Consider the following 22,904-nt stretch of genomic DNA (forward strand, 5'->3'; position numbering starts at 1 on the left):
GCTGCCCGTCCGGCCGCCGGACGGGCAGCTCGCCGCCGGGCAGCGCCAGCACCACCACGAGCAGGACCGCCACCCCCTGCACGATCACCCACTTGGGCCACAGGGGGTCGTGGCGCTCCAGCGTGAAGACGCCGCCGCCCGCCGGTACCCGCCACGACGCGGCCCAGCCGTCCGCCGTCCCCGCCTCGGCCGCGGCGCCGTCGAACCGGCCGGTCCAGCCGCCCGCGGGCTCGGCCAGCAGGAGCTCGCGCCCCTCCTCCCCCGCCGGGATCGACACCCGCGCGGCCGTCTCGCCGGACTCCAGCGGGGTGATCTCCCCGCCGTCCACCAGCATCAGCCGCCCGCCGGGCTCGGCCAGCCGCCACACCGCGAAGTCCGCGCCGCGGCTCAGCCGCACCAGCTCGGGCACCGCGTCGAGCACCCCCACCAGGTTCCCCTGGCCGCCGGGGTCGCGGACCACGAGGTGGTGCACGCCCATGCGGCCCAGCCCCGCCACGCCCTCCGGCGGCCAGCCGGCCGACGAGCTCGACCGGCCGCTCCCGCGCCGCGCAGCAGCGGGTAGGCGAAGCCGCCGTCCTCGCGCAGGCCCAGCACGAGCGCGCGGGCGCCGGAATCGTCGACCGCCGCGGAGACGAACGCCGGCAGCGGGCCGCTCCCGGCCGCGCCGACCGGACCGCGCACCCCGGTGCCGATCCAGACGGCGCCCGCCAGCAGGGGCGTGCTCACCGCGATCAGCACCGAGCAGGCGCCGCCCACCCGGTAGAGCCAGTCGCGGCCGGACAGCAGTTCCACGGCGCGCTGCAGCGCGGCGCCCGCGGTGAGGATGAGGCCGCCCGCCGCGATCGCCAGCGGCACACCGGGCCAGGCGGGGGCGCCCTCCCCCGCGACCTCGGTGACGGTGGTCGCCGAGACCGCGACCGCGGTGAGGAGGCCGATGAGGATGAGCGCCCAGCCGCCCAGCACCGCGGTGCGGCGGGTGCGCAGCGGCAGCGCCGCGACGGCCAGGGCCAGCAGCCCGGCGGTCGCCCAGCCCAGGTCGGTGCCGGGGCCGCCGGGGTCGAGGGTGAAGACCGACAGTGCGGAGAGCTCGCGGTCGACCAGCTCCGGCCGGTGCAGCCCGGCCTCCAGCAGGAGCCGCGAGGGGTGCAGCACGAGGCCGACGGTCGTGGGGAGCAGCAGCAGCGGCGGGACGGCCAGCGCGATCACCGCGTCCAGCGGCCGGCCCGTGCCCGGCCACCACAGCGCCAGGCAGCCGATGACCGCCACCATCAGCCAGGTCAGCGGCACGAACGCCATCGCGACCGTCAGCAGCGCCGCCAGCGCCCACGCCGCGCGCCGGGCGTGCCGGGCGTCCACCCTGCCCTCCGGCAGGCGCAGGACCCGCGCGCCCGCCAGCCCGATCGGCGGCAGCAGCACGTACACCAGGCAGGTGCCGAACCTGCCCGCCGCGATCGCCCCGCTGACCACGGGCAGCAGCGCGTAGGCGAGCGCGATCCAGACGCGGATGGCGGCGGCCGGGACCCGGCGGCGGCCGATCAGCCGCGCCGCGCGGCGCCCGACCGGCAGGCCCACCGGGACGAGCCGCTTGGCCACCAGGTAGGCGGTGAGCCCCGACAGCGGCACGCAGCCCAGCAGCAGGCCCGCCACGGCCAGCGAGGGCTTTCCGAAGGAGAGCACCGAGAGCCCGGCCAGCACCGCCGTCCAGGGCGGGGAGGCGTCGGCCGAGCCGAGCCCCGCCGGATGCCAGCCGGAGGTGTAGGCGGCCCACAGCTCGCCCGCGCTCTGGGTGAAGGGGACCAGCGCGCCGCCGCCCAGGCTCCCGCCCGCCGCCAGCAGCGACCTGCCGGCCAGGAAGGCCACCGCCGTCAGCACGAGCAGCACCACCGCGCCGGGGTGGGCCAGGACCCGGCGGACCGCGCCCAGCCCCACGCTCAGACCGCGGTCGGGCGGCGGCTCCTCCTCGTCGGTCAGGTCGAGCCCGTACTCGCCGGGCGCGATCATCGACGCGAGCCGGTCGGCCAGCTTGCGCAGCGTGACCAGGCGCGGCTGGAGCCGGCGGACCGAGCGGTAGACGTGGGAGCGGCCCTCCGCCCGCGCGGCGCGCAGGGCGCGCAGCCGCAGCGGACCGCCCAGCACGTCCCGCACGGCGTCGAGCTCGTCGCGCAGCGCCGCCGGCTTCTTGGCCATCAGCAGCCCGATGATCCGGACCAGGGAGCCGAACATCAGCCGGGCGAAGGTCACCAGGGCCGGGCGCAGCGGCTGGTTGGCCAGCAGCACGTACATCGCGTTGCGCCGGTCCAGCCTGCGGTGGGAGACGGGCTGCTCGCGCAGGCCGCGCGCGGAGGCCTCGGCGTGGAAGACCACGGCCTCGCTGGTGGCCGCCACCCGGTGGCCCGCGGCGTGCACCCGCCAGCCGAGGTCGACGTCGTCGCGGAACAGGCCGAACGCCGGGTCGAGGCCGCCGGTCCGCTCCCACACGTCGCGGCGGATGAGCATCCCGGCGGTGCTGACGCCCAGCACGTCGGGGGTGCCGTCGTGCTGGCCCTGGTCGAACTCGCCGCGGTCCACGCCGGTCTCGCGCCTGCCCTGGCCGTCCAGGGAGACGCCGACCTCCAGCAGGAGCCGCCGGTCCTCCCAGTCGCGCAGCTTGGGCCCCACCAGCCCGATGTGCGGGTCGGCGTCGGCCTCGGCGAGCAGGTGCTCCAGCGCGCGGGGGGCGGGCGCGGAGTCGTCGTGCAGGATCCACACCCACTCCACCGCGTCGGGGACGCCGATGGGGATGTGCGCGGCGGGCTGCTCCAGGGCGCGGGCCACGGCCTCGGCGAAGGGCACGTCCCGGTCCAGGGTGAGCAGGTTGCCGGGGCCGACGACGCCGGCGATGACGGCGGGGCCCTTGTCGGTGCTGCCGGTGTCGACGACCACGAGCCGCTGGATCCGGCGGGACTGGGTGAGCAGCGCCTTCAGCGTCTCGGGCAGCCACCGCGCGCCGTCGTGGGCCACGAGCACGGCGGTGACCACATGCCGGTCGGAGGTGAGCGCCACGGTTACTCGCAGGGGAAGGCGGGGGCAGGAGAGGTCAGCCGCGCGGGGGCCGCGCGGCTGACCACTTTACTCACAAGTACGGAGGGGGACCGCTAGACGGCCGCGCGCTTCAGCTTGCGCCGCTCCCGTTCCGACAGTCCGCCCCAGATACCGAACCGCTCATCATGCTGGAGCGCATACTCCAGACATTCCGCACGCACCTCGCAAGCCCGGCACACCTTCTTGGCTTCGCGGGTCGAGCCGCCCTTCTCCGGAAAGAACGCCTCCGGATCCGTCTGAGCGCACAGGGCGCGCTCCTGCCAGCCCAACTCTTCGCCGTCTTCCGCGCCGTGCGCCAGCGGGATCACGACCTCGCCCACGCGCACCTCCTAGCCGCCCCCGTGAAACCCCGACAACCGCCTCCCCCGATCTCGGCCACGGGGTATGACGCCAGAACTACACACGAGAAATTACACGTGTGTAGTCCCTTGCGCGTCAAGCGCTCCAGGAGTAAAGCAGGACGGACCAGGGCCTTACCTGACGAAATCAGATGGCTACGGAGGGGATTATTGCGGTCCTTGATCGCCCCGATACCAGTTCTGGTCATTCTGCTGGGGCTGGGCGGTCGGCTCCTCGCCGCCGAACTGGCGGGTCCACTGGCCCTGGTCGGCCTGCTGCTGGCCGTACTGCTGCTGGCCCTGCTGCGGCTGGCCGTACTGCTGCTGGGGCTGGCCGTAGTCCGGCTGGCCCTGCTGACCCGGCTGGCCCTGCTGCTGGCCGTAGTCCGGCTGCGCGGGCGGCTGGCCGTACTGCTGGCCCGGCTGGCCGTACTGCTGCTGCTCGGGAGCGCCGTACTGCTGCTGCTGCTCGGGGGCGCCGTACTGCGGCTGGCCCTGCTGCTGGCCGTACGGGTCCTGGCCGTACTGCGGCTGGCCGCCGTACTGCTGGCCCGGCTGGCCGTACTGCTGCTGGCCGTAGGAGTCCTGGCCGTACTGCGGCTGCGCACCGTAGACCTGCCCGCCCATGCCCTGCACCGGCGCCGGACGGGCCGGCTGCAGCTGCTGGAAGTGGAGGAAGACGAAGTAGGCGGCCGCCCCGCACACGACCAGCTTGCTCACCGCCCAGAAGAACATCGCAGCCTTGGAGGCGCCCCCGGGGCCCTCCGCCACCAGGCCCGCCAGCAGCGAGAGCAGGCCGAACAGCAGCGCACCGCCCGCCACGCCCAGCGCGGTCAGCACCACGTTGCGCGCCTGCGGCGAGGTGCGCCCCCAGGTGGCCAGGATCACGGCGGCCACTACGGCCAGCGCGAGCTGCAGGTTGGCGAACAGGCCGTAGCCCGCGGACTCGCTGTAGGCGCTGCCGGTGAAGCCCCCGTAGGAGAAGAGGTTGATCAGCCCGGCCAGCAGTTGCAGACCCGCCGCCCCGATGAGGGCGAAGGCAGCCGGCTCACGCAGTTTCTGCAGCGCTTCGGTGTTCACGGGGAATTCACTCCATACCGGGGGATGAATGGCGGTTCTTCTTGGGGCGGGAAGACTACCGTTTGCCGACGACAGCTTCGCACATCACCACCTACAGCGTCAGGCACCAGCGGATCATCACAGCGGGGATGCAAGACTGGCCCGTGTGAGAATCGTGGTTCTGGCCGGAGGGATCGGCGGCGCCCGCTTTCTGCGCGGGCTGAGGGCGGCGGCGCCGGACGCCGACGTCACCGTCGTCGGCAACACCGGTGACGACATCTACCTGTTCGGGCTCAAGGTCTGTCCCGATCTGGACACCGTGATGTACACGCTGGGCGGCGGCATCAACGAGGAGCAGGGCTGGGGCCGGCGCGACGAGACCTTCGTCGTCAAGGAGGAGCTCGCCGCCTACGGCGTGGAGCCCACCTGGTTCGGCCTCGGCGACCGCGACTTCGCCACCCACATCGTGCGCACCCAGATGCTGGACGCGGGATATCCGCTCTCCCAGATCACCGAGGCGCTGTGCGACCGCTGGGAGCCCGGCGTGCGGCTGCTGCCGATGACCGACGACCGCGTCGAGACGCACGTCGTCGTCGAGGACGAGAAGGGCAGGCGCGCCATCCACTTCCAGGAGTGGTGGGTCAAGCTGCGCGCCTCCCTTCCCGCGCTGGCGATCACCCCGGTGGGCGCGCCCGAGGCCAAGCCCGCGCCCGGTGTCCTGGAGGCCGTCGAGGAGGCGGACTTCGTCCTGTTCCCGCCGTCCAACCCGGTGGTCAGCGTCGGCACGATCCTGGCGGTCCCCGGCATCCGGGACGCGCTGCTGGCCAAGACCGTCGTCGGGGTCTCCCCCATCATCGGCGGCGCGCCCGTCCGGGGCATGGCCGACGCCTGCCTCACCGCGATCGGCGTGGAGACGTCCGCCGCGGGCGTGGCCGGCTTCTACGGGCCCGAGCTGGTGAACGGGTGGCTGGTGGCGCCGGAGGACGCCCCGCACTTCGCCTCGCCGGGCCTGGAGCCGATGACCGTCCGGGCGCACCCGCTGCTCATGTCCGACCCCGAGGCGACCCGCGCGCTGGCGCGGGCGGCCGTGGACCTGGCCCTGGAGCTCGCGTGATCGAGATCATCCCCGTCCTCGGACTGCCCGAGGTGCGCCCCGGCGACGACCTGGCCGCCCTGATCACCGCGGCCTTCCCGGACCTGCGCGACGGCGACGTGCTCGTCGTCACCTCGAAGATCGTCAGCAAGGCCGAGGGCCGCGTCCTGCAGGCCGACGACCGGGAGAAGGCCATCGACGCCGAGACGGTGCGCGTCGTCGCCCGCAAGGGCCGCACCCGCATCGTCGAGAACCGGCAGGGCCTGGTCATGGCCGCGGCCGGGGTGGACGCCTCCAACACCGAGCCGGGCACCGTCCTGCTGCTGCCCGCGGACCCGGACGCCTCGGCCTCGGCGCTGCGCGCGGCGCTGCCCGCCCGGACCGGCGTGATCATCTCCGACACCGCGGGCCGCGCCTGGCGCTCCGGCCAGACCGACATGGCGATCGGCGCCTCCGGCGTGCTGCCCCTGGACGACTTCCGCGGCCGCACCGACACCCACGGCAACCTCCTGGAAGCCACCATCACCGCCGTCGCCGACGAGATCGCCTCCGCCGCCGAACTGGTGAAGGGCAAGGTCGACGGCGTCCCCGTCGCGGTCGTCCGCGGCCTGGCGCACCTGGTCACCGACACCGACGGACCCGGCGCCCGCGCCCTGGTCCGCGACCCTTCGGGAGACCTCTTCCGCTGGGGCTCGGCCGAGGTCGTCCACGCCCGCCGCACCGTCCGCGAGTTCACCGGCGAGCCCGTCGACGGCGAGGCCGTCCGCCGCGCCGTCGCCGCCGCCATCACCGCGCCCGCCCCGCACCACACCACCCCGTGGCGCTTCGTCCTCCTGGAGACCGAGGAGGTCCGCGTCCGCCTCCTGGACGCCATGCGCGACGCCTGGCGCGCCGACCTGGAGCGCGACGGCTTCACCGAGGAGTCCATCGCCAGGCGGCTGCGCCGGGGCGACGTGCTGCGCCGCGCCCCGTACCTGGTCATCCCGTGCCTGGTCACCACGGCCGGCGCCCACGCCTACCCCGACGAGCGCCGCGCCGCCGCCGAACGCGAGATGTTCCTGGTCTCCACCGGCGCCGCCGTCCAGAACCTCCTGGTCGCCCTCACCGTCGAGAACCTGGGCTCCTGCTGGGTCTCCAGCACCATGTTCTGCCGCGAGACCGTCCGCGAGGTCCTGGACCTGCCCGCCGACTGGGACCCCATGGGCACCGTGGGCGTCGGCCGCCCCGCCGCACCGCCGCGCGACCGGGAGCCCCGCACCCCGGACGCCTTCATCACGGTCCGCTGACGCCGGACGGGGGGCCGGTCACACCTGAGAGCGACGCATGATCGCTCCGCAGGCCGATGTGGACCGGTTCCCCGGAGGGACATCCTCGGCTGAGGCCCTGCCCGCCCTCAGCCGAAGGAATCCCCGTGCCCTCTCTCCAGGCCCCGTCACGACCGGCGGGCGTTCCCGGCCGCGCCCTCTGGGCGCTCACCGCCCTCGCCGCGGTCCTCATCGCCGCCTTCATCGCCGCCCCCGGAGTGCTGGCGGGCGGCGGCTTCGCCGGTGAGCGCGGCCTCGCCGACGCCCTCCGCGGGTCGTTCATCGGGTACTGGAGCTCCGGCGACCGGGACCCGTCCCCCGGCCTGGAGGGGGTCATCGACTACTGGTCCCGCTACCACCTGGCCAAGGGCGCGATCGCAGCGCTCCTGCTGGCCGTGCTCGTCGCGCTCGGCGTCGTCCTCTGGAAGGCCTTCCTGAACGCCGGCGGCTCCGGGAAGGGGCGGAAGGCCCTCGTCCCGGCCGGCCTTCTCGTCACGGCGCTCGCACTGGTCTCCCTGCTGGCGGTGATGGCCAACCTCCAGGGTGCGGCCGCGCCCTTCTCCTCGCTGCTGCCGATGCTGACGGACGGCGAGCCCGGCGCGCGGCTCACCGGCGTGCTCGACCAGATCAGGGCGCAGCTCGCCGCCTCCCCCGACGCGAACGGCGACGTCCGGCCCGCCCTCGACGCGATGATCGACGACTTCGCCCGGTACCACGCGGTGATGGCCGTGAGCGCCGCGGTCGTGGCCGCGGCGCTCATCGGCCTCAGCGCGGTCCTGTGGCGGAGGTTCGCGGCCGCGGAGCCGTCCGGCGGGCGGACCCGGCGCGTGCTGGGATCGTTCGGCGCGCTCTCGGCGCTGCTCGCGCCGGCCATGATCGTCGTCGCCGCGGCGAACACGACCACCGCGGCGGACCCGGTGCCCGCGCTCCTCGCCTTCTTCGAGGGCGGATGGTGACGCGCCGAACCCGCTGGGGAGCGCCGCCCTCACCGCCATGGCGTCCTGAAAGGCCCACCGCCGCGGACGCGTCGGCCGAGCCGCCTCTTCAAAAGGCCCAGCCCACCGGATTCGAGCAGGATTCCCGCGAGATCCCCGACCCCGTCTCCGGAAAACTCCCGAAACGTTCCTTGTGCAACCGGGAGAAGAAGTAACACATCTCCTCGCATTCGGCGTCCAGCACCGCCATCCGGGGATCCCGCACGACCGCCTCGTAGAACTCCCGCCCCATCGCGACGATGAAGCCCCGCGCGTAAAGGAACCCGTCGTCCGACCCGTCGGTCACCTCCTGGACGTCCGCCCGGTCCACCTCGAAGAGCTTCCGCTCCACCACCCGGTCCAGCGCCGTCAGCTCCTCCGCCGGCATCCCGCGCCCCAGCCCGGCGAGCTCCCCCAAGAACACCTTCAGCCCTCCGTCGACGACGGCGAGCAGATCCCACGCCTCGCTCCCCGGCTCCCGCCCGGCCAATGCCCTCCGCGCGCGGCCGACCTCCTCCCCCGCCGCCGCCCAGGCCTCCTCCACCAGCGCCCAGAACCGCTCTACCTCCGCCGTGGCCGGCACCCGACCGCTCTCGCCCACCGTCATGCCCGCAGGCTAATTCCGCCCACCGACAATCCGCCGCCGGCCGTCAGGCGGACCTGCCGAAGGCTCCGAGCGCACCTTGGGGTCCGGTCCCCGTCCGTGCGTCGCGGACGGGGACCGTTCTTGTCGGCGGCGGCCGGCTACTTGGCCGTCAGGGGGAGGAAGTGGCCCACGCCGTCGGTCTTGCGGGCGGCTTCGATGCGCTCGGAAGTGGGGCGGCCGTAGGTGGTGGTGCGCTGGGCGGAGGGGCGGCCGGCGCGGGTGGCGATCTCCTCCAGGGAGGAGATGGTCTTGAAGCTGCCGTTGTCGGAGCCGGCCATGCGGGAGATGGTCTCCTCCATCAGGGTGCCGCCCAGGTCGTTGACGCCGCCTCGGAGGACCTCGGTGACCAGGTCCTCCGACAGCTTCACCCAGGAGGTCTGGATGTTGGGGATGGCGCCGTGGAGGAGGATGCGGGCCAGGGCGTGGACGGCGCGGTTCTCGCGGACGGTGGGTCCGGGGCGGGCCAGGCCGGCCAGGTAGATGGGGGCGTTGTGGTGGACGAAGGGGAGCAGGACGAACTCGGTGAAGCCGCCCGTCTTCTCCTGGATGGAGCGCAGGAGCTTCAGGTGGCCGACCCAGTGGGCGGGGGTGTCGACGTGGCCGTACATCATCGTCGACGTGGTGGGCAGGCCGACCTCGTGGGCCGTCGTCACCACGTCCACCCAGGCCGAGGTGGGGAGCTTGCCCTTGGTCAGGACCCAGCGGACGTCGTCGTCGAGGATCTCGGCGGCGGTGCCGGGGAGGGAGTCCACGCCCGCCTCCTTGGCCGCGATGAGCCACTCGCGCAGCGACAGGCCCGTACGGGAGACGCCGTTGATGACTTCCATCGGGCTGTAGGAGTGCAGGTGGATCTCGGGGGCGCGCTTCTTCACCTCGCGGGCGAGGTCGAAGTACGCCGTGCCGGGCAGGTCGGGGTGGATTCCGCCCTGCATGCAGATCTCGGTGGCGCCCGCCTCCCACGCCTGGTCGACGCGGTCGCCGACCTGGGAGAGGGAGAGGCTGTAGGCGTCGGCGTCGGTGCGGCGCTGCGCGAAGGCGCAGAAGCGGCAGCCCGTGTAGCAGACGTTGGTGAAGTTGATGTTCCGCGTGACGATGTAGGTGACCTCGTCGCCGACGGCGTCCTTGCGCAGGTCGTCCGCCAACCGGGCGAGGGCCTCCAGCTCGGGGCCTTCGGCGTGGAGAAGCGCCAGGGCGTGCTCGTCCGACAGACCACCCGGGTCGATCTCGGCGGCGGAGAGAGCCGCCTTCACGTCGGCGTCGAAGCGCTGGGGAGCGTTGACGCGTTCGCGTAGCGCCTCCCAGTCGCCGTACACCTCGTCGAAGTCGTCGCGGCGGTCGGACGTACGGCCCTCAGTGTCGATTTCGACGTGCAGGTCCGTCCGTCCGGAGGAGACGAAACCACCGTCGGGCTCCTGCCAGGTCCGCCCCTCCAGGACGGCGTCCTCCTTCGCCAGCCCGTCGGAGTCCGCCAGAGCACGGACGTGCGCGAACAGCCGCGGGTCCAGCCACGGCTCGCCCTTGCGGACGTACTCGGGGTAGATCGTGAGCCGCTCCCGCAGCCGGAAGCCGGCGGAAGCGGTCCGCGAAGCGAGGTCGTCGATCTGCGGCCAGGGCCGTTCGGGGTTCACGTGGTCGGGCGTCAGCGGGGACACCCCGCCCCAGTCGTCGATCCCGGCGCGCAGCATCAGCGCGTACTCGGAGTCCACGAGGTTCGGCGGCGCCTGGATGCGCGCCTTCGGCCCGAGGACGAGCCGGGCGACGGCGATCGTGGCGGCCAGCTCCGACAGCTCGGCGTCGGGGGTGCCGCGCATCGCGGTGTCGGGCTTGGCGCGGAAGTTCTGGACGATGACCTCCTGGACCGCCCCGTACTCGCGCATCGTCCGCCGGATGGCGAACAGCGCGTCGGCGCGCTCGTCGACGGTCTCGCCGATCCCGATGAGGATGCCGGTGGTGAACGGGACGTTGCAGCGCCCGGCGTCCTCCAGCACCCGCAGCCGCACGGCGGGGTCCTTGTCGGGCGAGCCGTAGTGGGGGCCGCCCTTCTCGCTGAACAGCCGCGTCGCGGTGGTCTCCAGCATCATCCCCATGGACGGCGCGACGGGCTTGAGCCGCTGGAAGTCGCGCCAGGACAGCACTCCGGGGTTGAGGTGGGGCAGCAGCCCGGTCTCCTCCAGCACCCGGATCGCCATGGCGCGCACGTAGGAGAGCGTGTCGTCGTAGCCCTGCTCGTCGAGCCACTCGCGGGCCTGGTGCCAGCGGTCCTCGGGCCGGTCGCCGAGGGTGAAGAGCGCCTCCTTGCAGCCCATGGCCGCGCCCTGCCGGGCGATCTCCAGCACCTCGTCGGGGCTGAGGAAGGGGGCCGGGAGCTTGTTGGGGGCGGTGGCGAAAGTACAGTAGCCGCACCTGTCGCGGCAGAGCCTGGTCAGCGGGATGAACACCTTGCGGCTGTAGGTGATCACTCCCGGCCGTCCGGCGGCCTCCAGGCCGGCGTCGCGGGTCCGCGAGGCGTAGGTCAGCAGTTCGTCGAGCTGAGGACCGCGGGCGTGCAGCAGGATCGCCGCCTCGGCCTGGTCCAGGGTCTTGCCGTCGCGGGCCCGTGCGAGCGCCCGCCGCAGTCCCGATTCACTCACAGCGCTCTCCATGAGGCGAACTCTATGCCAATCGTCATAATGGAGACAGAGGCAGGGTCCCGCTCGGAGAGCCGACCGGGAGAACAACGGGGGCGGCGGTTTTCTTCCGCCGCCCGGCACACCTCACACGTCGCTGGAGAAGCGCACCGCCGTCGGCGGCAGCTCGATGCCCGGCCACAGGCGCAGGCCGTCGCCCAGCTCGTTGCCGGGGCCCACGACCGCGCCGTCGCCCAGGATCGCGCCGTCGAGCATCGCGCCCGACGCCACCCGCGCGCCGCGGCCGAGCACCGAGTTGCGCACCCACGCGCCCTTGGCCACGACCGCCTCGTCGAACAGCACGCTGCCCGAGACCGTCGAACCCGCCTCGATGACGGCGTCGGCGCCGACGACGGTGCCCGCGGTCACCACCGCGCGCGGCGAGACGTTCGCGCCCTCCAGCGCCAGCACGGGGCCGGTCGGGCCGGGCAGCGCCGGGGAGTCCAGCCGGCCCAGCACCAGGTCGCACGAGCCGCGGACGAACGCCGAGGGCGTGCCCACGTCCAGCCAGTACTGCGGGTCGACGAACCCCATGACGGTGTGGCCCGCCGCGATCAGGCCGGGGAACGTCTCGCGCTCCACCGACACGACCTCGTTGAACGGGATCGTGTCGATCACCGAGCGGCGGAAGACGTACGAGCCGGCGTTGATGCGGTTGGTCACCGGGTTGTTGGTCTTCTCCAGGAACGCGGTCACCCGCCCCGTGCCGTCGGTGGGCACGCAGCCGAACCGCGACGGGTCGTCCACCTCGCTGAGGTGCAGCGTGACGGCGGCTTCGGCCTTCTGGTGCATCGCCACCTGGTCGGGGATGGAGTGCCCGGACAGGATGTCGCCGTTGAGCACCAGGACCGGGTCGTCGTCCCCGCCGCGCAGCTCCTGCGCCGCGTTGCGGATCGCCCCGCCGGTGCCCAGCGGCCGCCGCTCGTCCACGTAGACCAGCTCGACCCCGTAGGCCTCGCCGCCGAAGGCCGCCTCGAACATCTCCGCCCGGTAGGAGGTGGCGAAGACGATCCGCGTGATGCCCGCGGCGCTCGCCCTCGCCAGCTGGTGGGCGAGGAAGGGCACCCCCGCGGTGGGCAGCAACGGCTTGGGAGTGGAGATCGTCAAGGGCCTCAGCCTCGTGCCCCTGCCACCGACCAAGAGAATCGCTTCCACGCCTCACCCTTCCGGACATACCCGAACCCGCTGGTCCTGACAGATCACAGAGCCTACTTGGCCGCCCGTCCCCGTAGGCTGGCCCGGTGACCTCACGCTGGCCCCGGCTCCTCTTCGTGCTCGTCGCGCTGGGCTTCTGCGCGTACGGCGTGGTGACGCAGTGGGACGCCTTCGCCGACGCGCTCTCCCGGCTGTCCCTCCCCCTGCTGGCCGGCGCCCTGCTGGCCGGCATGGCGGGACTGGGCTGCTGGATGCTCGGCTGGCGGTCGCTGCTGGCCGGTTTCGGCGCGCCCCTTCCGGTGCCGGCCACCACCAGGATCATGTTCCTCGGCCAGCTCGGCAAGTACGTACCCGGATCCGTGTGGGCGCTCCTGGGCCAGGTGGAGCTCGCCCGGCCCTACGGGGTGCCCCGCGTCGCCTCGGGCGGCGCGACGCTCCTGGCGATGGCGACGACGGTCGCGACGGGCTGCGTCACCGCGGCCGTCACCCTGCCGCTGACCTCCGCCGACGCCGCCCGCGGCTACTGGTGGGCGCTCGCCCTCGCACCCGTCCTGCTGGCCTGCCTGCACCCGAGGGTCGTCACGTGGGGCCTGAACCTCGTGCTGCGGATCGTGCGGCGGCCACCCCTGGCCACCACCCTGGGCCTCGCCCCGATGAGCAGGGCGGTGGCGTGGACGCTGGCCGGCTGGGCCCTCTTCGGGCTGCACGTCTGGCTGCTGCTGCCGTCCGGCTCCCCCATGCTCGCCTCCGGCGCCTACGCCCTGGCCTACGTGGTCGGCTTCCTCGTCATCTTCGCCCCCGGCGGCCTCGGCGCGCGGGAGGCCGCGCTGACGCTCGCGCTCGCCCCGGCCATCTCCCCGGCCGAGGCGCTGCTCGTCGCCCTGGCGTCACGCGCGGTGCTCACCGTGGCCGACCTCCTGTGGGCCGGCGCCGGCTCTCTCATCCGCCCTCCGGCGAACGGGAATGAAACCAGGACCGGGCGCCTTGTCCCCGGTGACGATCAACGCCCGCTGGAGGAGTCACCGTGAGCGCACCCTTCCCCGTGACCGACGCGACCTTCGAGGAGGAGGTCCTCAAGTCCGACCTGCCGGTCCTGGTGGACTTCTGGGCCACCTGGTGCGGCCCCTGCCGGATGGTCGCCCCGGTCCTGGAGCAGATCGCCGCCGAGTACGAGGGCAGGCTGAGGATCGCCAAGGTGGACCTGGACGAGAGCCCGCAGACCGCCCTCGACTACGGCATCCTCGGCGCCCCCACCCTCAACCTCTACAAGAACGGCGAGGTCGTCACCCAGATCGTCGGCGCCAAGCCCAAGCGCGCCATCCTCCAGGTCATCGACCCGCACCTGTGAGCGCGTCGAGGTAGGCGGCCCAGACCGGGCCGTGGTCGGGGGCGAGGACCTCGGCGCGGAAGCGCTCCGGGGCCTCGTAGAACCGCGTGATCGCCTCGCGCAGCGACGCGGCGTCGCCGGGGTCGGCGAGCAGGCCGTCCACTCCCTCGCGGAGCTGGGACGCGAAGCCGCCGACCCGGGTGGCGATCACCGGGACGCCGTGTTCGAAGGCCATGAGGACGTTCTGCGAGGCGGTGGCCGAGCGGTAGGGCAGGACGAGGGCGTCGCAGGCGGCGAACAGGGCGCCGATCCGCTCGGCGGGGACGTAGCCGGGCAGCAGCTCGACGCGGTCGGCCAGGCCGAGCTCGCCGACGAGGGCGCGGGTGTCGTCCAGGCCGCTCCAGAACTCCCCCGCCACCGTCAGGCCCACGCCGTCCGGCAGGGCCCGGAGCAGGACGTCCAGCCCTTTGTAGGGGCGCACGATCCCGAAGAAGAGCAGGCGGCCCCGCACGCCTTCCGCAGGCGGCTCCGCGCGACGCGTCACGGGGAGGTGGGCGGGCATCTCGGCCGCCGTCACCGGAGTGGGGCCCAGGGAGCGGGCCAGCCCGGCCTGCTCGTCCGAGTGCACCAGCACCCCGTCGACCCGCTTCAGCAGCGCGCGCATCAGCGGACGGTCGTAAGGCTTGGGCTCGTGCGGCAGCACGTTGTGGCACAGCGCCACCGTCCGGGCCCTTCCGCCGATGCCCCGCAGCAGGCCCAGATAGGCCGGGACCTGGACGGACGAGAGCACCGCGAAGACCACGAGGTCGCAGGAGCGCAGCCGCCGTCCCACCCGGTACCAGCCGTCGGGGCGCCGCCACGACAGTTCGCGGCGCGTGCCGGGGAACACCTCGCCCTCGGGCGCGTCGATCGTCTGCCGCCCCGGGTACAGGAAGCCGGGGTACTGCGCCTTCCACGACTCCAGCACCACCTCGTGCCCCGCCGCGCGGAGCCGGTGCGCCAGCTCGGTCGTGTGCTGCGCCCCGCCGCCCTTGTACGGAAAGGCGGGGCCGACCAGCGCGATCCTCACTCGTCTCCCCGCGAGCGCACGATGAGGTCGGCCAGCAGCGCCAGCGACGCGATGAGCAGCCCGCTCATGAACATCAGCATCGTGTTGTTGGAGAAGTACAGGAGGTTGTGCCGGAACTGGTCGACGACGCCCTTCAGCACGGCCAGGCCCAGCAGCCACAGCGCGAGCGGCATCAGCACCTTGAGCGGGTTGAAGTACATGACCATCCGCAGCACCTGGAGGATGTAGCGGTAGGCGTCCTTGGTGAAGTGGAACTTCGACTTCCCCGCCCGCTTGAAGTAGTCGATGGGCAGGTACATCACCGGGTGCTGGTTGCACAGGAACGCCAGCGTGATCGTGGTGACGCAGGAGAAGCCGGGCGGCAGCAGCCGAAGGTAGGGCCGGGCGACGTCCCTGCGGAACGCCCGCAGCCCGGAGTTCAGGTCCGGGATCCTCGAACCGGACAGCCGTTCGGCGATCTTGCGGATCGCCCACTTGGCCGGCACCCGCAGCAGCTTGTGGCTGCCCTCCTCGGTGCGCCGGGCGCCCACGACCTGGTCGACGGACGGATCGGTGTCCAGGACCTCCACCAGCTCGGGGATGCGCTCGTTGGGGTAGGTCATGTCCGCGTCGGTCCACACCACGACGTCGCCGCGGGCCTGCTGGCTGCCGATCCGGCGGATCGTGCCCGAGCCGCTGTTGTGGTGGAAGGCGGTGACCTTCAGGTGCGGGTAGCGCGGCTCGGCGTCGCGCAGCCGCTGGAGCGTGTCGTCGGTGGAGCAGTCGTCGTAGGCCAGCAGCTCGTAGGTCATGCCGCTGGCGTCCATCGCCTTGGTGATGCGCTCGACCTCGTCGATCACGTGGTCCTGCTCGTTGTAGCAGGGCAGGACGATGGTGACGTGCGGGGACGGCTGCTCGTGACTCACGGTCGCCAAGGGTAGCGGCACCCCGCGGGCAGGGTGCGATTCCCCGCACTCTGGACCCGATGATTAGGACAAGGCGCGTGACTTACGCAATACTGCTCCGCATCTTTGGCGCACCGGAAGAGATCACGAGGTCATGCGCGGCGGAGTCGACTACGGCTTGGACTATCTCGAACGCCCCGAGATCACCGGACACGAGATCCCCGTGGTCCGCGGCACCGGCTGGAAGATCGTCCAGTGGGTCTCCATCGCGCTGGCATCCGTGCTGGTGCTCGGCTGCCTGACGGCCTACGGCTTCTACTACAAGCTGGTGGCGGGCAACATCGAGCAGCTCGACGACGAGCACGGCAACCTCGCCGACGAGGAGAAGCGCCCCGACAAGCTCAACAGCTCGGTGAACATCCTCGTCATGGGCTCCGACACCCGCGCGGGGCGCGGCAACGCCAAGTACGGCAGGGACGAGGGAGAGCGCTCCGACACCACGATCCTGCTGCACATCTCGGCGGGCGGCGAGAAGGCGATCGGCATCAGCTTCCCGCGCGACTCCTGGGTGAACCTCCCCCAGTGCAAGAGCACGACGGGCCAGACCATCGCCGCCCACTCGGGGATGATCAACTCGGCGTTCGCCAACGGCGGCCCGTACTGCACCTGGAACACCATCGAGACGCTCACCCAGATCCGCATCGACCACTTCGTGAAGGTCGACTTCAGCGGGTTCAAGGGCATCGTGAACGCGCTCGGCGGCGTCGAGGTCTGCTCGCCCAAGGCGTTCACCGACCCCAAGGCCAAGCTGGTCATCCCCAAGGCCGGACGGCAGACCCTCAACGGCGAGCAGGCGCTGGGCTGGGTCCGCACCCGCTACTCCCTGGGCGACGGCTCCGACCTCGGCCGCATCCAGCGCCAGCAGCAGTTCATGAGCGCGGTCATCCAGAAGGCCACCAGCAAGGGCGTCATGACCGACCCGGCGAAGATGCTCAAGTTCGTCAACGCCGCGACCAAGTCCCTGAAGACCGACAAGGGCTTCAACTCCACCGAGATCCTCGACCTCGCCACCAAGGTCAAGGGCATCAACACCAAGTCCATCAAGTTCGTCACGGTGCCCTGGTACTACCCGACCGACGCGGAGATCGCCGCCAACTCCTCCCTGAGCGGCCGGGTCCTGTGGAAGCAGGAGGAGGCGCAGGAGCTGTTCGCCGCGATCCGCCGCGACAACACCCTGCCCAAGGCCGAGAAGACCCCGCAGGCCAAGGCCCAGCCCGTCAGCACCCCGGCGAAGAAGGTCGACCCCTCCACCGTCACGGTCAAGGTCTACAACGGCACCAACCAGCAGGGCCTGGCCGGCCGCGCGGTCACCGACCTGGCAGCCAAGAAGTACCAGGCGTCCCTGGGCTCCACCGGCGTCTACAAGAACGGCGCCCTGGAGAAGACCGCCGTCCACTACGGCCCCGGCGGCGAGGACGCCGCCGCCCAGCTGGCCAAGCTGGTGCCCGGCGTGGTCCCCGCGGCCGCCGCCGACGGCCTGGCCGGAGTCGTCTACCTCTACCTCGGCGCCGACTACACCGGCCTGGGCGGCAACGGCTCCGCCTCGATCCCGAAGGTGGACGGCGAGATCAAGGCCAGCGACAGCATCTGCAAGAAGACCGCCTGAGCCCGCCCGCCCCGGCGGCCGGGCTCAGCCCTGCGGCGGCGCGTACTCGGACTGCCAGACGGTGATGTGCAGCGACCAGGTGTGCTTGGGGCGGTCGTCCAGCGCGTGGCCGTCCTGGCGGGTGTCGAGGTCCACCGCCCTGGCGGGCTCCCCGTAGGGCGCGACGTCGGCGGGCTCGGCGCCGAGCAGCACCGGGCGGCGGCCCTCGGCGATGATCCGGTCCGCGACGCGCCGCACGTCCTGGACGCTCGCGCCGTCCACCCGCGCCGTCGGCACGCCGCACATGTTGCGCACCACGGGTGAGAACCGGTCGGCGGTCACCCGTTCCACGATGAGCACGGTCGTGCCCTGCCGCAGCCCGGCGCACAGCCTGTCGATCGCTCTCAGCTCGCCCTGGTCGACCGCCTTGAAGACCAGCCCGGCCGAGGACGCGCCGACCGGGACGAGCAGCACCAGCACCCCGGCGAACGCCATCGCGAACGTCGCGGCCCTGCCGTAGCCCAGGCGGCGGAACCGCCGTGTCGCCCACGCCAGCGTCCACACCGCCAGCAGCAGCACGCCGGGGACCACCACGGCCACCAGCCGCCGCGACGCCCACGGGTGGTCGGGGGTGATGCCCGGCCGCAGCAGCGTCGCCACGGTGGTCAGCGCGATGATCGAGAACGGCAGCGCCCAGGCGGGCGAACCGCCGCGCAGCAGCCGCCGCACCAGGAGCGCGGCGCCGAACGTGGCGAGGATGAGGACGGGCAGCCCGACGTACCAGACGACCCAGTGCAGGGCCAGCTCGGTGTACTGGCGGGCGCCGTCGACCGGCAGCCCGGTGCTGCGCTGGATGTGCTCGATGTAGCCGGAGTTGAAGGCGTCCTCGGGGTTGGCCGGCACCCGCCGCACCGTCTGGACGTAGGGGCGCACCGCGAAGGCCAGCACCAGCAGCACCGTGAGGGCGGCCGCGGCGTCCGGGAGCCTGCCCCGCGCGATCCCGTCTCCCACGCGCAGGAACCAGCCGGGCCACAGCCGCCACACCGCGACCAGGAGGAGCGTGCCGGCGACCGCCGCGCCGCTGAGCAGCAGCAGCGGCCGGAGCGACCCGCCTATGTAGTCGAGGTAGGGCCGGGAGAGCAGGAAGCCCTCGGCGAGCCCGGCCGCCGCGCCGAGCAGCAGCCCCGCCGCCAGCGGGATCCCGGTGCGGCGGCGCCGGGCGAACAGCACGCCCGCGAAGACGACGACCGGCAGGACGTCCCGCAGCCCGTCGATGCGCACCAGGACGACCAGGCCGAGGCAGAGCCCGGCCAGGAACGCGCGGAGGCGCCCCTCCCACAGGTCGCGCACGTCGTGCAGGAGGCACAGGCCGCCCAGCAGCAGCACCAGCGCGGCGGTCTCGCTGTAGGTGGAGCGGGAGACGAACATCAGCGGCCAGCACAGGGCGAAGGCCAGCGCCCCGACCGGCGCCCACAGCGGGCCGACCAGCCGGGCGGTGAGCCCGCCGAAGGACAGCACCGCGCCCGCGCCCAGCAGCGGCGCCATCGCCAGCAGCACCGGCGTCCCGCCGATCCAGCCGCCCAGCGCCAGCAGCAGCGGCAGCCCGGCCAGGAACTGCGGGACGATCTCGCCGCCGGACGCGTAGAAGCCGGGGCTGTCGAACCGCAGGATCGGGTCGGCGCCGCCGAAAGCCCACTCCGACGTGGTGATCGGCAGGCGGCCGTGGTCGTTCAGCCAGGTCGCGAACTGCACGTACGTCGCCGGGTCGCGGCGCACGATGATCTGCTCGGAGTTGTACTTCAGCTGCACCAGCAGGAAGGCGAGGCTCACCAGCAGCACCCCGGTGGCGGGCCACCAGGCGAGGCGGGGGCCGGGCGCGGGCGGGGCGGGCGCGCGGATCGCGCCGCGGCAGCCGATGGTCACCACCGCCGCGGCGACGGGGACGAACAGGGCCAGGGCCGGCCCGATCGTGTAGGAGCCCGCCAGCAGCAGGGGCAGGCTGACCAGCAGCCATGCGACGACGAGGAGCGCGGGCGCGAGGGAGAGCCGCGCCAGCAGGAGGGATGGCACCGCTGGTCTGTTCATACGGTGCAGCAGGCTATCGCCCGCGCCTGGCGAAAACAGGAGTCCTTCGGCGGGAGAAGGGTCTGTAGCCTCCCTCCATGGAGTTGACGCGCGGGGCGGCGCAGCGGCCGCTGGTGACCTTCTACGACGACGCGATCGGAGAGCGCCTGGAGTTCTCCCGCCGTACCTTCGACAACTGGGTCGCCAAGACGAGCAATCTGCTGCTGGAGGGCATGGACGTCCAGCCGGGCGGGACGGTCGTGCTGGACCTGCCCGCGCACTGGCAGACGGCCGTCATGCTGTTCGCGGCCTGGCACACCGGCCAGCGGGTGGTCATCGGCCCCCGCGAGGAGCTCGCCTCGGCCGTGGACGAGGGGATCTGGGTCACCGACACGCCCGACGGCGCACCCGCGTGGGCGGACGAGGTGCTGGGGCTCTCCCTCGACGCGTTCGGCGCGCCGCTGGCGGACGCGCCCGCCTGGATCACCGACTACGCGGTGGAGGTCCGGTCGTACGGGGACCGCCCGCCCTCTCCCGTACCGGTCCCCGCGCACACCCCCGTCCTGAATGTGACGAACATCACATTCACCCGGGAGCGGCTGGACGCGGAAATCCGCGAATCCGTCGCGCGACACGGACTGACGGCCCAAGACCGTACCCTCAGCACGGTGGAGTACACCACTTGCGACACTTTGGTCGCCGGGCTCCTCGCCCCTCTGGAAGCGGGGGGATCCGTCATACTTTGTCGCAACCTGGAGGATGATCTGATCCTTCGCCGCATCGAAACGGAGCATGTGACTGCGATAGCCGGACCGGATGCGCCGTACGCCCCCGTACGACGCCTCCTCTGACCTACTCTCGTGGAGCCATGAACAGCCCCCTCTATCTCGACTACGTCGACGAGTCGCAGCGGACCGGGCCCCCTCCCGCGGAGGGCAAGACCCTCTCCCGCGGCTGGCGGACGCTCGGCTGGACCTCCGTGGCACTGTCGGGGGTGCTGGTCGCCGGCAGCATCTCCGCCTACGGCTACGTCCGCTATCTCGACAGCGGCATCAAGCGCGTCGCCACCGATCCAGGCGTCCTCACGCAGGTGCCCAAGCTCAACGACGCGGTCAACATCCTGCTGCTGGGCTCCGACAGCCGCAAGGGCGGCAACGCCAAGTACGGCCGCAGCCTGGCCGACGAGACGCCCCGCGCGGACACCACGATCCTGCTGCACTTCTCCCCGGGCGGCGAGCAGGCCGTCGGCATCAGCTTCCCGCGCGACCTCATGGTCGAGATCCCCTCGTGCAACACGCCGGACGGCGGCAAGTCCCTCGCGCAGGTGGGGATGATCAACTCCGCGTTCTCCCTCGGCGGCATGATGTGCACCTGGAAGACCATCCAGCACATCAGCAACATCCACATCGACCACGCGGTGGTCGTGGACTTCAACGGCTTCAAGGGCGTGGTCAACGCCGTCGGCGGCGTCAAGATCTGCATGCCCTACGACGTCAACGACCCGCAGAGCAAGCTGAACCTGAAGAAGGGCACGCACACCGTCAGGGGCGAGCAGGCGCTGGCCTTCGTGCGCGCCCGGCACGGCTTCAAGGACGGCTCGGACCTCCAGCGGGTCAAGCGCCAGCAGCAGTTCCTCGGCTCGCTGGCCAAGAAGGCGCTGAGCCAGGACGTGCTGGGCAACCCCGCGACGCTGAACGCGCTGCTGCGCTCGCTCACCAAGACCGTCACGGTCGACGAGGACTTCACCTTCAACAAGATGACCGACCTCGCCGGCAAGCTGAAGGGCATCACCCCGAGCAAGGTCCGGTTCATCACCGTGCCCTACACCGCCTATGCGCCCGACCCCAACCGGGTGGCCCTGCGCGAGCCGGAGGCCGGGGAGTTCTTCGCCCAGATCGCCAACGACACCGAGATCGACGACCCGACCAAGAAGAAGGTCACCAACGTCCCGCCCTCGGAGATCAGCGTGCGGGTGCTCAACGGCAGCGGCTTCGACGGGGCGGCGGCCCGGGTCGGCGAGGCGCTCGGCGCCAAGGGGTATCAGATACTCTCGGTCGGAAACCCCAAGAAGAACCCGCCCGCCACCCTGATCCGCTACGGCGAGGGCGCCGAGGACGCCGCCACCACCCTGGCCACCCTCGTCTCCGGCGCCAAGGTCGTGCCCTATCCGAGCACCCCCGCCGGCACGGTCGACCTCGTCCTCGGTCCGAACTGGACCGGCCAGCTCAAGAGCAGCATCCCCAAGAAGATGGACGGCGAGGTCAAGGCCACCGACAACATCTGCAAGACCACCTGACCCGCCGCTCCCGCGGCGGGGGAACAGCGCTCTAGGAACGACCGGTGACCCAGCAGCTCGCTCCCCTCGTCCCCGCCCCCCAGCAGGCGCCGGCCCCGGCGCCCCGGGCACGCGACCCCTTCTTCGACAACGCCAAGTTCCTGGCGATCCTGCTGGTCGTGGTCGGGCACACCATCGTGGGGCTGCGCGGCACGGTGGAGACGGCCGAGACGCTCTACTTCTTCATCTACTCCTTCCACATGCCGCTGTTCGTGGTGATCACCGGCTACTTCTCCAAGGGCTTCGCCGGCGGGAAGAACCGCACGCGCAAGCTGGTCGCCGGGGTGGCCGCCCCCTACCTCGTCTTCGAGGTCGCCTACTCGCTGTGGGAGTGGCACTTCAACGACAAGCCCAAGCTGGTCATCAGCCTGCTGGACCCCATCTACCTGGTGTGGTTCCTGCTGGCGCTGCTCCTGTGGCGCCTGTCCACGCCGTTCTGGCTGAAGGTGCGCTGGCCGCTGGCGATCGCCGTGGCGGTCTCGCTGCTGGGCTACACCGGCCCGCTGTCCAGCCACCTCGACATGCACAAGGTGCTGGGCCTCGTCCCCTTCTACGTGCTGGGCCTTTGCCTGCGGCCCGAGCACTTCGACATGGTGCGCGGTTCCCGGACACGCCTCGCCGGAGCGCTGATCCTCGTCGGCGGCTTCCTGGTGGCCTGGTGGGCCAAGGACCGGATGAACTACCAGTGGCTGTACTGGTGGGACTCCAACAAGGACCTGGGCGTGGACAACCTGACCGGCACCGTGATGCACCTGGCCCTGATGGTCGCCGCCTGCGTGCTGCTCTTCGCCTTCCTCGCCGTCATCCCCCGCGGCCGCACCTGGTTCACCCCTCTCGGCTCGGCGACGATCTACACCTATCTGCTCCACGGTTTCCTGACGAAATTCATGCAGTTCCAGGAATGGGACCACCTGGAGTGGCTGCAGAACATCTGGGGCATGCTGGGCATGATCGCCTGCGCGCTGATCGTGGGCACGGTACTGTGCACCCAGCCCGTCATCCGGCTCACCCGGTGGGCGGTGGAACCGCGGACCGACTGGCTCTTCCGCGAGGAGCCGCGGCCCGCGACGGCGAAGTGATCGTCGCCACAACCCCTCGGGCGGCCGCCGGGCACCCGAACCGTCCATCAGACGTTGGCGAATTCTGTAGAGTCTTCCAATGCCTAACGCATGATCGAAGCCCGGCCCACGATCCCGGCGTCGGTAGACTCGAACGCGGGCGCGCGGCCCGATAAGCCACCCATGCTTGAAACGGATTCTTCTGG

The 22,904-nt window shown here is 72.2% G+C and carries 18 protein-coding genes and 1 pseudogene; 9 read left to right on the forward strand and 10 right to left on the reverse strand.

The genetic code is table 11. The annotated features are described in order from the left end of the window. The 4 genes and pseudogenes from ABD140_RS34035 to ABD140_RS34050 all read right to left on the reverse strand — a co-directional run. Positions 1-427: pseudogene (locus ABD140_RS34035) on the reverse strand (glycosyltransferase family 2 protein); the annotation flags it as partial. After that, a complete protein-coding gene (locus ABD140_RS34040) occupies positions 388-3,042 on the reverse strand; it encodes a glycosyltransferase (RefSeq protein WP_344245995.1) in 2,655 nt (884 codons plus the stop codon). The pseudogene ABD140_RS34035 and the gene ABD140_RS34040, both read right to left, overlap by 40 nt. Positions 3,043-3,134: 92 nt before the next feature. After that, positions 3,135-3,401 carry a WhiB family transcriptional regulator gene (locus tag ABD140_RS34045; RefSeq protein ID WP_344245997.1) on the reverse strand — a complete coding sequence of 89 codons (267 nt, stop codon included), beginning with the start codon at positions 3,399-3,401 and terminating at the stop codon, positions 3,135-3,137. Positions 3,402-3,587: 186 nt separating this feature from the next. Beyond that, positions 3,588-4,499, reverse strand: a complete 912-nt coding sequence (locus ABD140_RS34050; RefSeq protein ID WP_344245999.1) for a hypothetical protein — start codon at positions 4,497-4,499, stop codon at positions 3,588-3,590. A gap of 145 nt (positions 4,500-4,644) precedes the next feature. Between ABD140_RS34050 and cofD the strand changes: the two genes are divergently transcribed. From cofD to ABD140_RS34065, 3 genes are all read left to right on the forward strand, one after another. After that, complete coding sequence (cofD, locus tag ABD140_RS34055; protein WP_344246001.1) at positions 4,645-5,592, forward strand: 2-phospho-L-lactate transferase; 948 nt, start codon at positions 4,645-4,647, stop codon at positions 5,590-5,592. Beyond that, positions 5,589-6,857 (forward strand): coenzyme F420-0:L-glutamate ligase, encoded by a 1,269-nt coding sequence (locus tag ABD140_RS34060; RefSeq protein ID WP_344246003.1) that lies wholly within the window; start codon positions 5,589-5,591, stop codon positions 6,855-6,857. Before cofD ends, ABD140_RS34060 begins: the two co-directional genes overlap by 4 nt. A gap of 125 nt (positions 6,858-6,982) precedes the next feature. Continuing rightward, the gene (locus ABD140_RS34065) at positions 6,983-7,831 is read left to right on the forward strand and encodes a hypothetical protein (RefSeq protein ID WP_344246005.1); all 849 of its coding nucleotides are present in this window, start codon (positions 6,983-6,985) and stop codon (positions 7,829-7,831) included. 88 nt (positions 7,832-7,919) lie between these two features. On the opposite strand, the gene ABD140_RS34070 is transcribed toward ABD140_RS34065, so the two are convergent. The 3 genes from ABD140_RS34070 to manB form a co-directional block, all read right to left on the reverse strand. Continuing rightward, a complete protein-coding gene (locus ABD140_RS34070) occupies positions 7,920-8,456 on the reverse strand; it encodes a DUF4240 domain-containing protein (RefSeq protein ID WP_344246007.1) in 537 nt (178 codons plus the stop codon). A 137-nt stretch (positions 8,457-8,593) separates the two neighbouring features. Next, entirely contained in the window at positions 8,594-11,137 is a 2,544-nt protein-coding gene (locus ABD140_RS34075) for a bifunctional FO biosynthesis protein CofGH (RefSeq protein ID WP_344246009.1), read from the reverse strand. Between the two features lie 111 nt (positions 11,138-11,248). Next, the gene (gene manB / locus ABD140_RS34080; protein ID WP_344246011.1) at positions 11,249-12,316 is read right to left on the reverse strand and encodes a mannose-1-phosphate guanylyltransferase; all 1,068 of its coding nucleotides are present in this window, start codon (positions 12,314-12,316) and stop codon (positions 11,249-11,251) included. Positions 12,317-12,402: 86 nt separating this feature from the next. On the opposite strand from manB, the gene ABD140_RS34085 reads away from it, so the two are divergent. Together ABD140_RS34085 and trxA are read left to right on the forward strand one after the other, a co-directional pair. After that, a complete protein-coding gene (locus ABD140_RS34085; RefSeq protein ID WP_344246013.1) occupies positions 12,403-13,344 on the forward strand; it encodes a lysylphosphatidylglycerol synthase domain-containing protein in 942 nt (313 codons plus the stop codon). Beyond that, a complete protein-coding gene (gene trxA, locus ABD140_RS34090; protein WP_344246015.1) occupies positions 13,341-13,664 on the forward strand; it encodes a thioredoxin in 324 nt (107 codons plus the stop codon). Before ABD140_RS34085 ends, trxA begins: the two co-directional genes overlap by 4 nt. Here trxA and ABD140_RS34095 read toward each other — a convergent pair. Both ABD140_RS34095 and ABD140_RS34100 read right to left on the reverse strand, forming a co-directional pair. Then, entirely contained in the window at positions 13,645-14,712 is a 1,068-nt protein-coding gene (locus ABD140_RS34095) for a glycosyltransferase family 4 protein (protein WP_344246017.1), read from the reverse strand. The two genes, trxA and ABD140_RS34095, sit on opposite strands and share 20 nt — an antisense overlap. Then, positions 14,709-15,617, reverse strand: coding sequence for a glycosyltransferase family 2 protein (locus tag ABD140_RS34100; RefSeq protein ID WP_344246019.1), 909 nt, complete (start codon positions 15,615-15,617; stop codon positions 14,709-14,711). The genes ABD140_RS34095 and ABD140_RS34100 overlap by 4 nt, the downstream gene beginning before the upstream one ends. 133 nt (positions 15,618-15,750) lie before the next feature. On the opposite strand from ABD140_RS34100, the gene ABD140_RS34105 reads away from it, so the two are divergent. Beyond that, complete coding sequence (locus ABD140_RS34105) at positions 15,751-17,262, forward strand: LCP family protein (RefSeq protein ID WP_344246021.1); 1,512 nt, start codon at positions 15,751-15,753, stop codon at positions 17,260-17,262. A 24-nt stretch (positions 17,263-17,286) separates the two neighbouring features. On the opposite strand, the gene ABD140_RS34110 is transcribed toward ABD140_RS34105, so the two are convergent. Continuing rightward, positions 17,287-19,326, reverse strand: a complete 2,040-nt coding sequence (locus ABD140_RS34110) for a hypothetical protein (protein ID WP_344246023.1) — start codon at positions 19,324-19,326, stop codon at positions 17,287-17,289. Between the two features lie 77 nt (positions 19,327-19,403). Here ABD140_RS34110 and ABD140_RS34115 point away from each other — a divergent pair, with 77 nt between their 5' ends. From ABD140_RS34115 to ABD140_RS34125, 3 genes are read left to right on the forward strand one after another with little or no spacing between them, the layout of a single operon-like run. After that, a complete protein-coding gene (locus tag ABD140_RS34115; RefSeq protein WP_344246025.1) occupies positions 19,404-20,156 on the forward strand; it encodes a TIGR03089 family protein in 753 nt (250 codons plus the stop codon). Between the two features lie 17 nt (positions 20,157-20,173). Next, the gene (locus ABD140_RS34120) at positions 20,174-21,601 is read left to right on the forward strand and encodes an LCP family protein (protein WP_344246027.1); all 1,428 of its coding nucleotides are present in this window, start codon (positions 20,174-20,176) and stop codon (positions 21,599-21,601) included. Positions 21,602-21,645: 44 nt separating this feature from the next. Continuing rightward, positions 21,646-22,719, forward strand: a complete 1,074-nt coding sequence (locus tag ABD140_RS34125) for an acyltransferase family protein (protein WP_344246029.1) — start codon at positions 21,646-21,648, stop codon at positions 22,717-22,719. The last annotated feature ends 185 nt before the right edge of the window (positions 22,720-22,904 follow it).

The sequence above is a fragment of the Actinocorallia libanotica genome (genome assembly GCF_039525175.1).
In the GTDB taxonomy this organism is placed as follows: Bacteria; Actinomycetota; Actinomycetes; order Streptosporangiales; family Streptosporangiaceae; genus Actinocorallia; species Actinocorallia libanotica.

Coding starts and splice junctions, on each gene's coding strand:
- ABD140_RS34070 (WP_344246007.1), bottom strand. CDS start 8,456: ATGACGGTGGGCGAGAGCGGTCGGGTGCCGGCCACGGCGGAGGTAGAG.
- ABD140_RS34075 (WP_344246009.1), bottom strand. CDS start 11,137: ATGGAGAGCGCTGTGAGTGAATCGGGACTGCGGCGGGCGCTCGCACGG.
- ABD140_RS34105 (WP_344246021.1), top strand. CDS start 15,751: ATGCGCGGCGGAGTCGACTACGGCTTGGACTATCTCGAACGCCCCGAG.
- ABD140_RS34110 (WP_344246023.1), bottom strand. CDS start 19,326: ATGAACAGACCAGCGGTGCCATCCCTCCTGCTGGCGCGGCTCTCCCTC.
- ABD140_RS34115 (WP_344246025.1), top strand. CDS start 19,404: ATGGAGTTGACGCGCGGGGCGGCGCAGCGGCCGCTGGTGACCTTCTAC.
- ABD140_RS34120 (WP_344246027.1), top strand. CDS start 20,174: ATGAACAGCCCCCTCTATCTCGACTACGTCGACGAGTCGCAGCGGACC.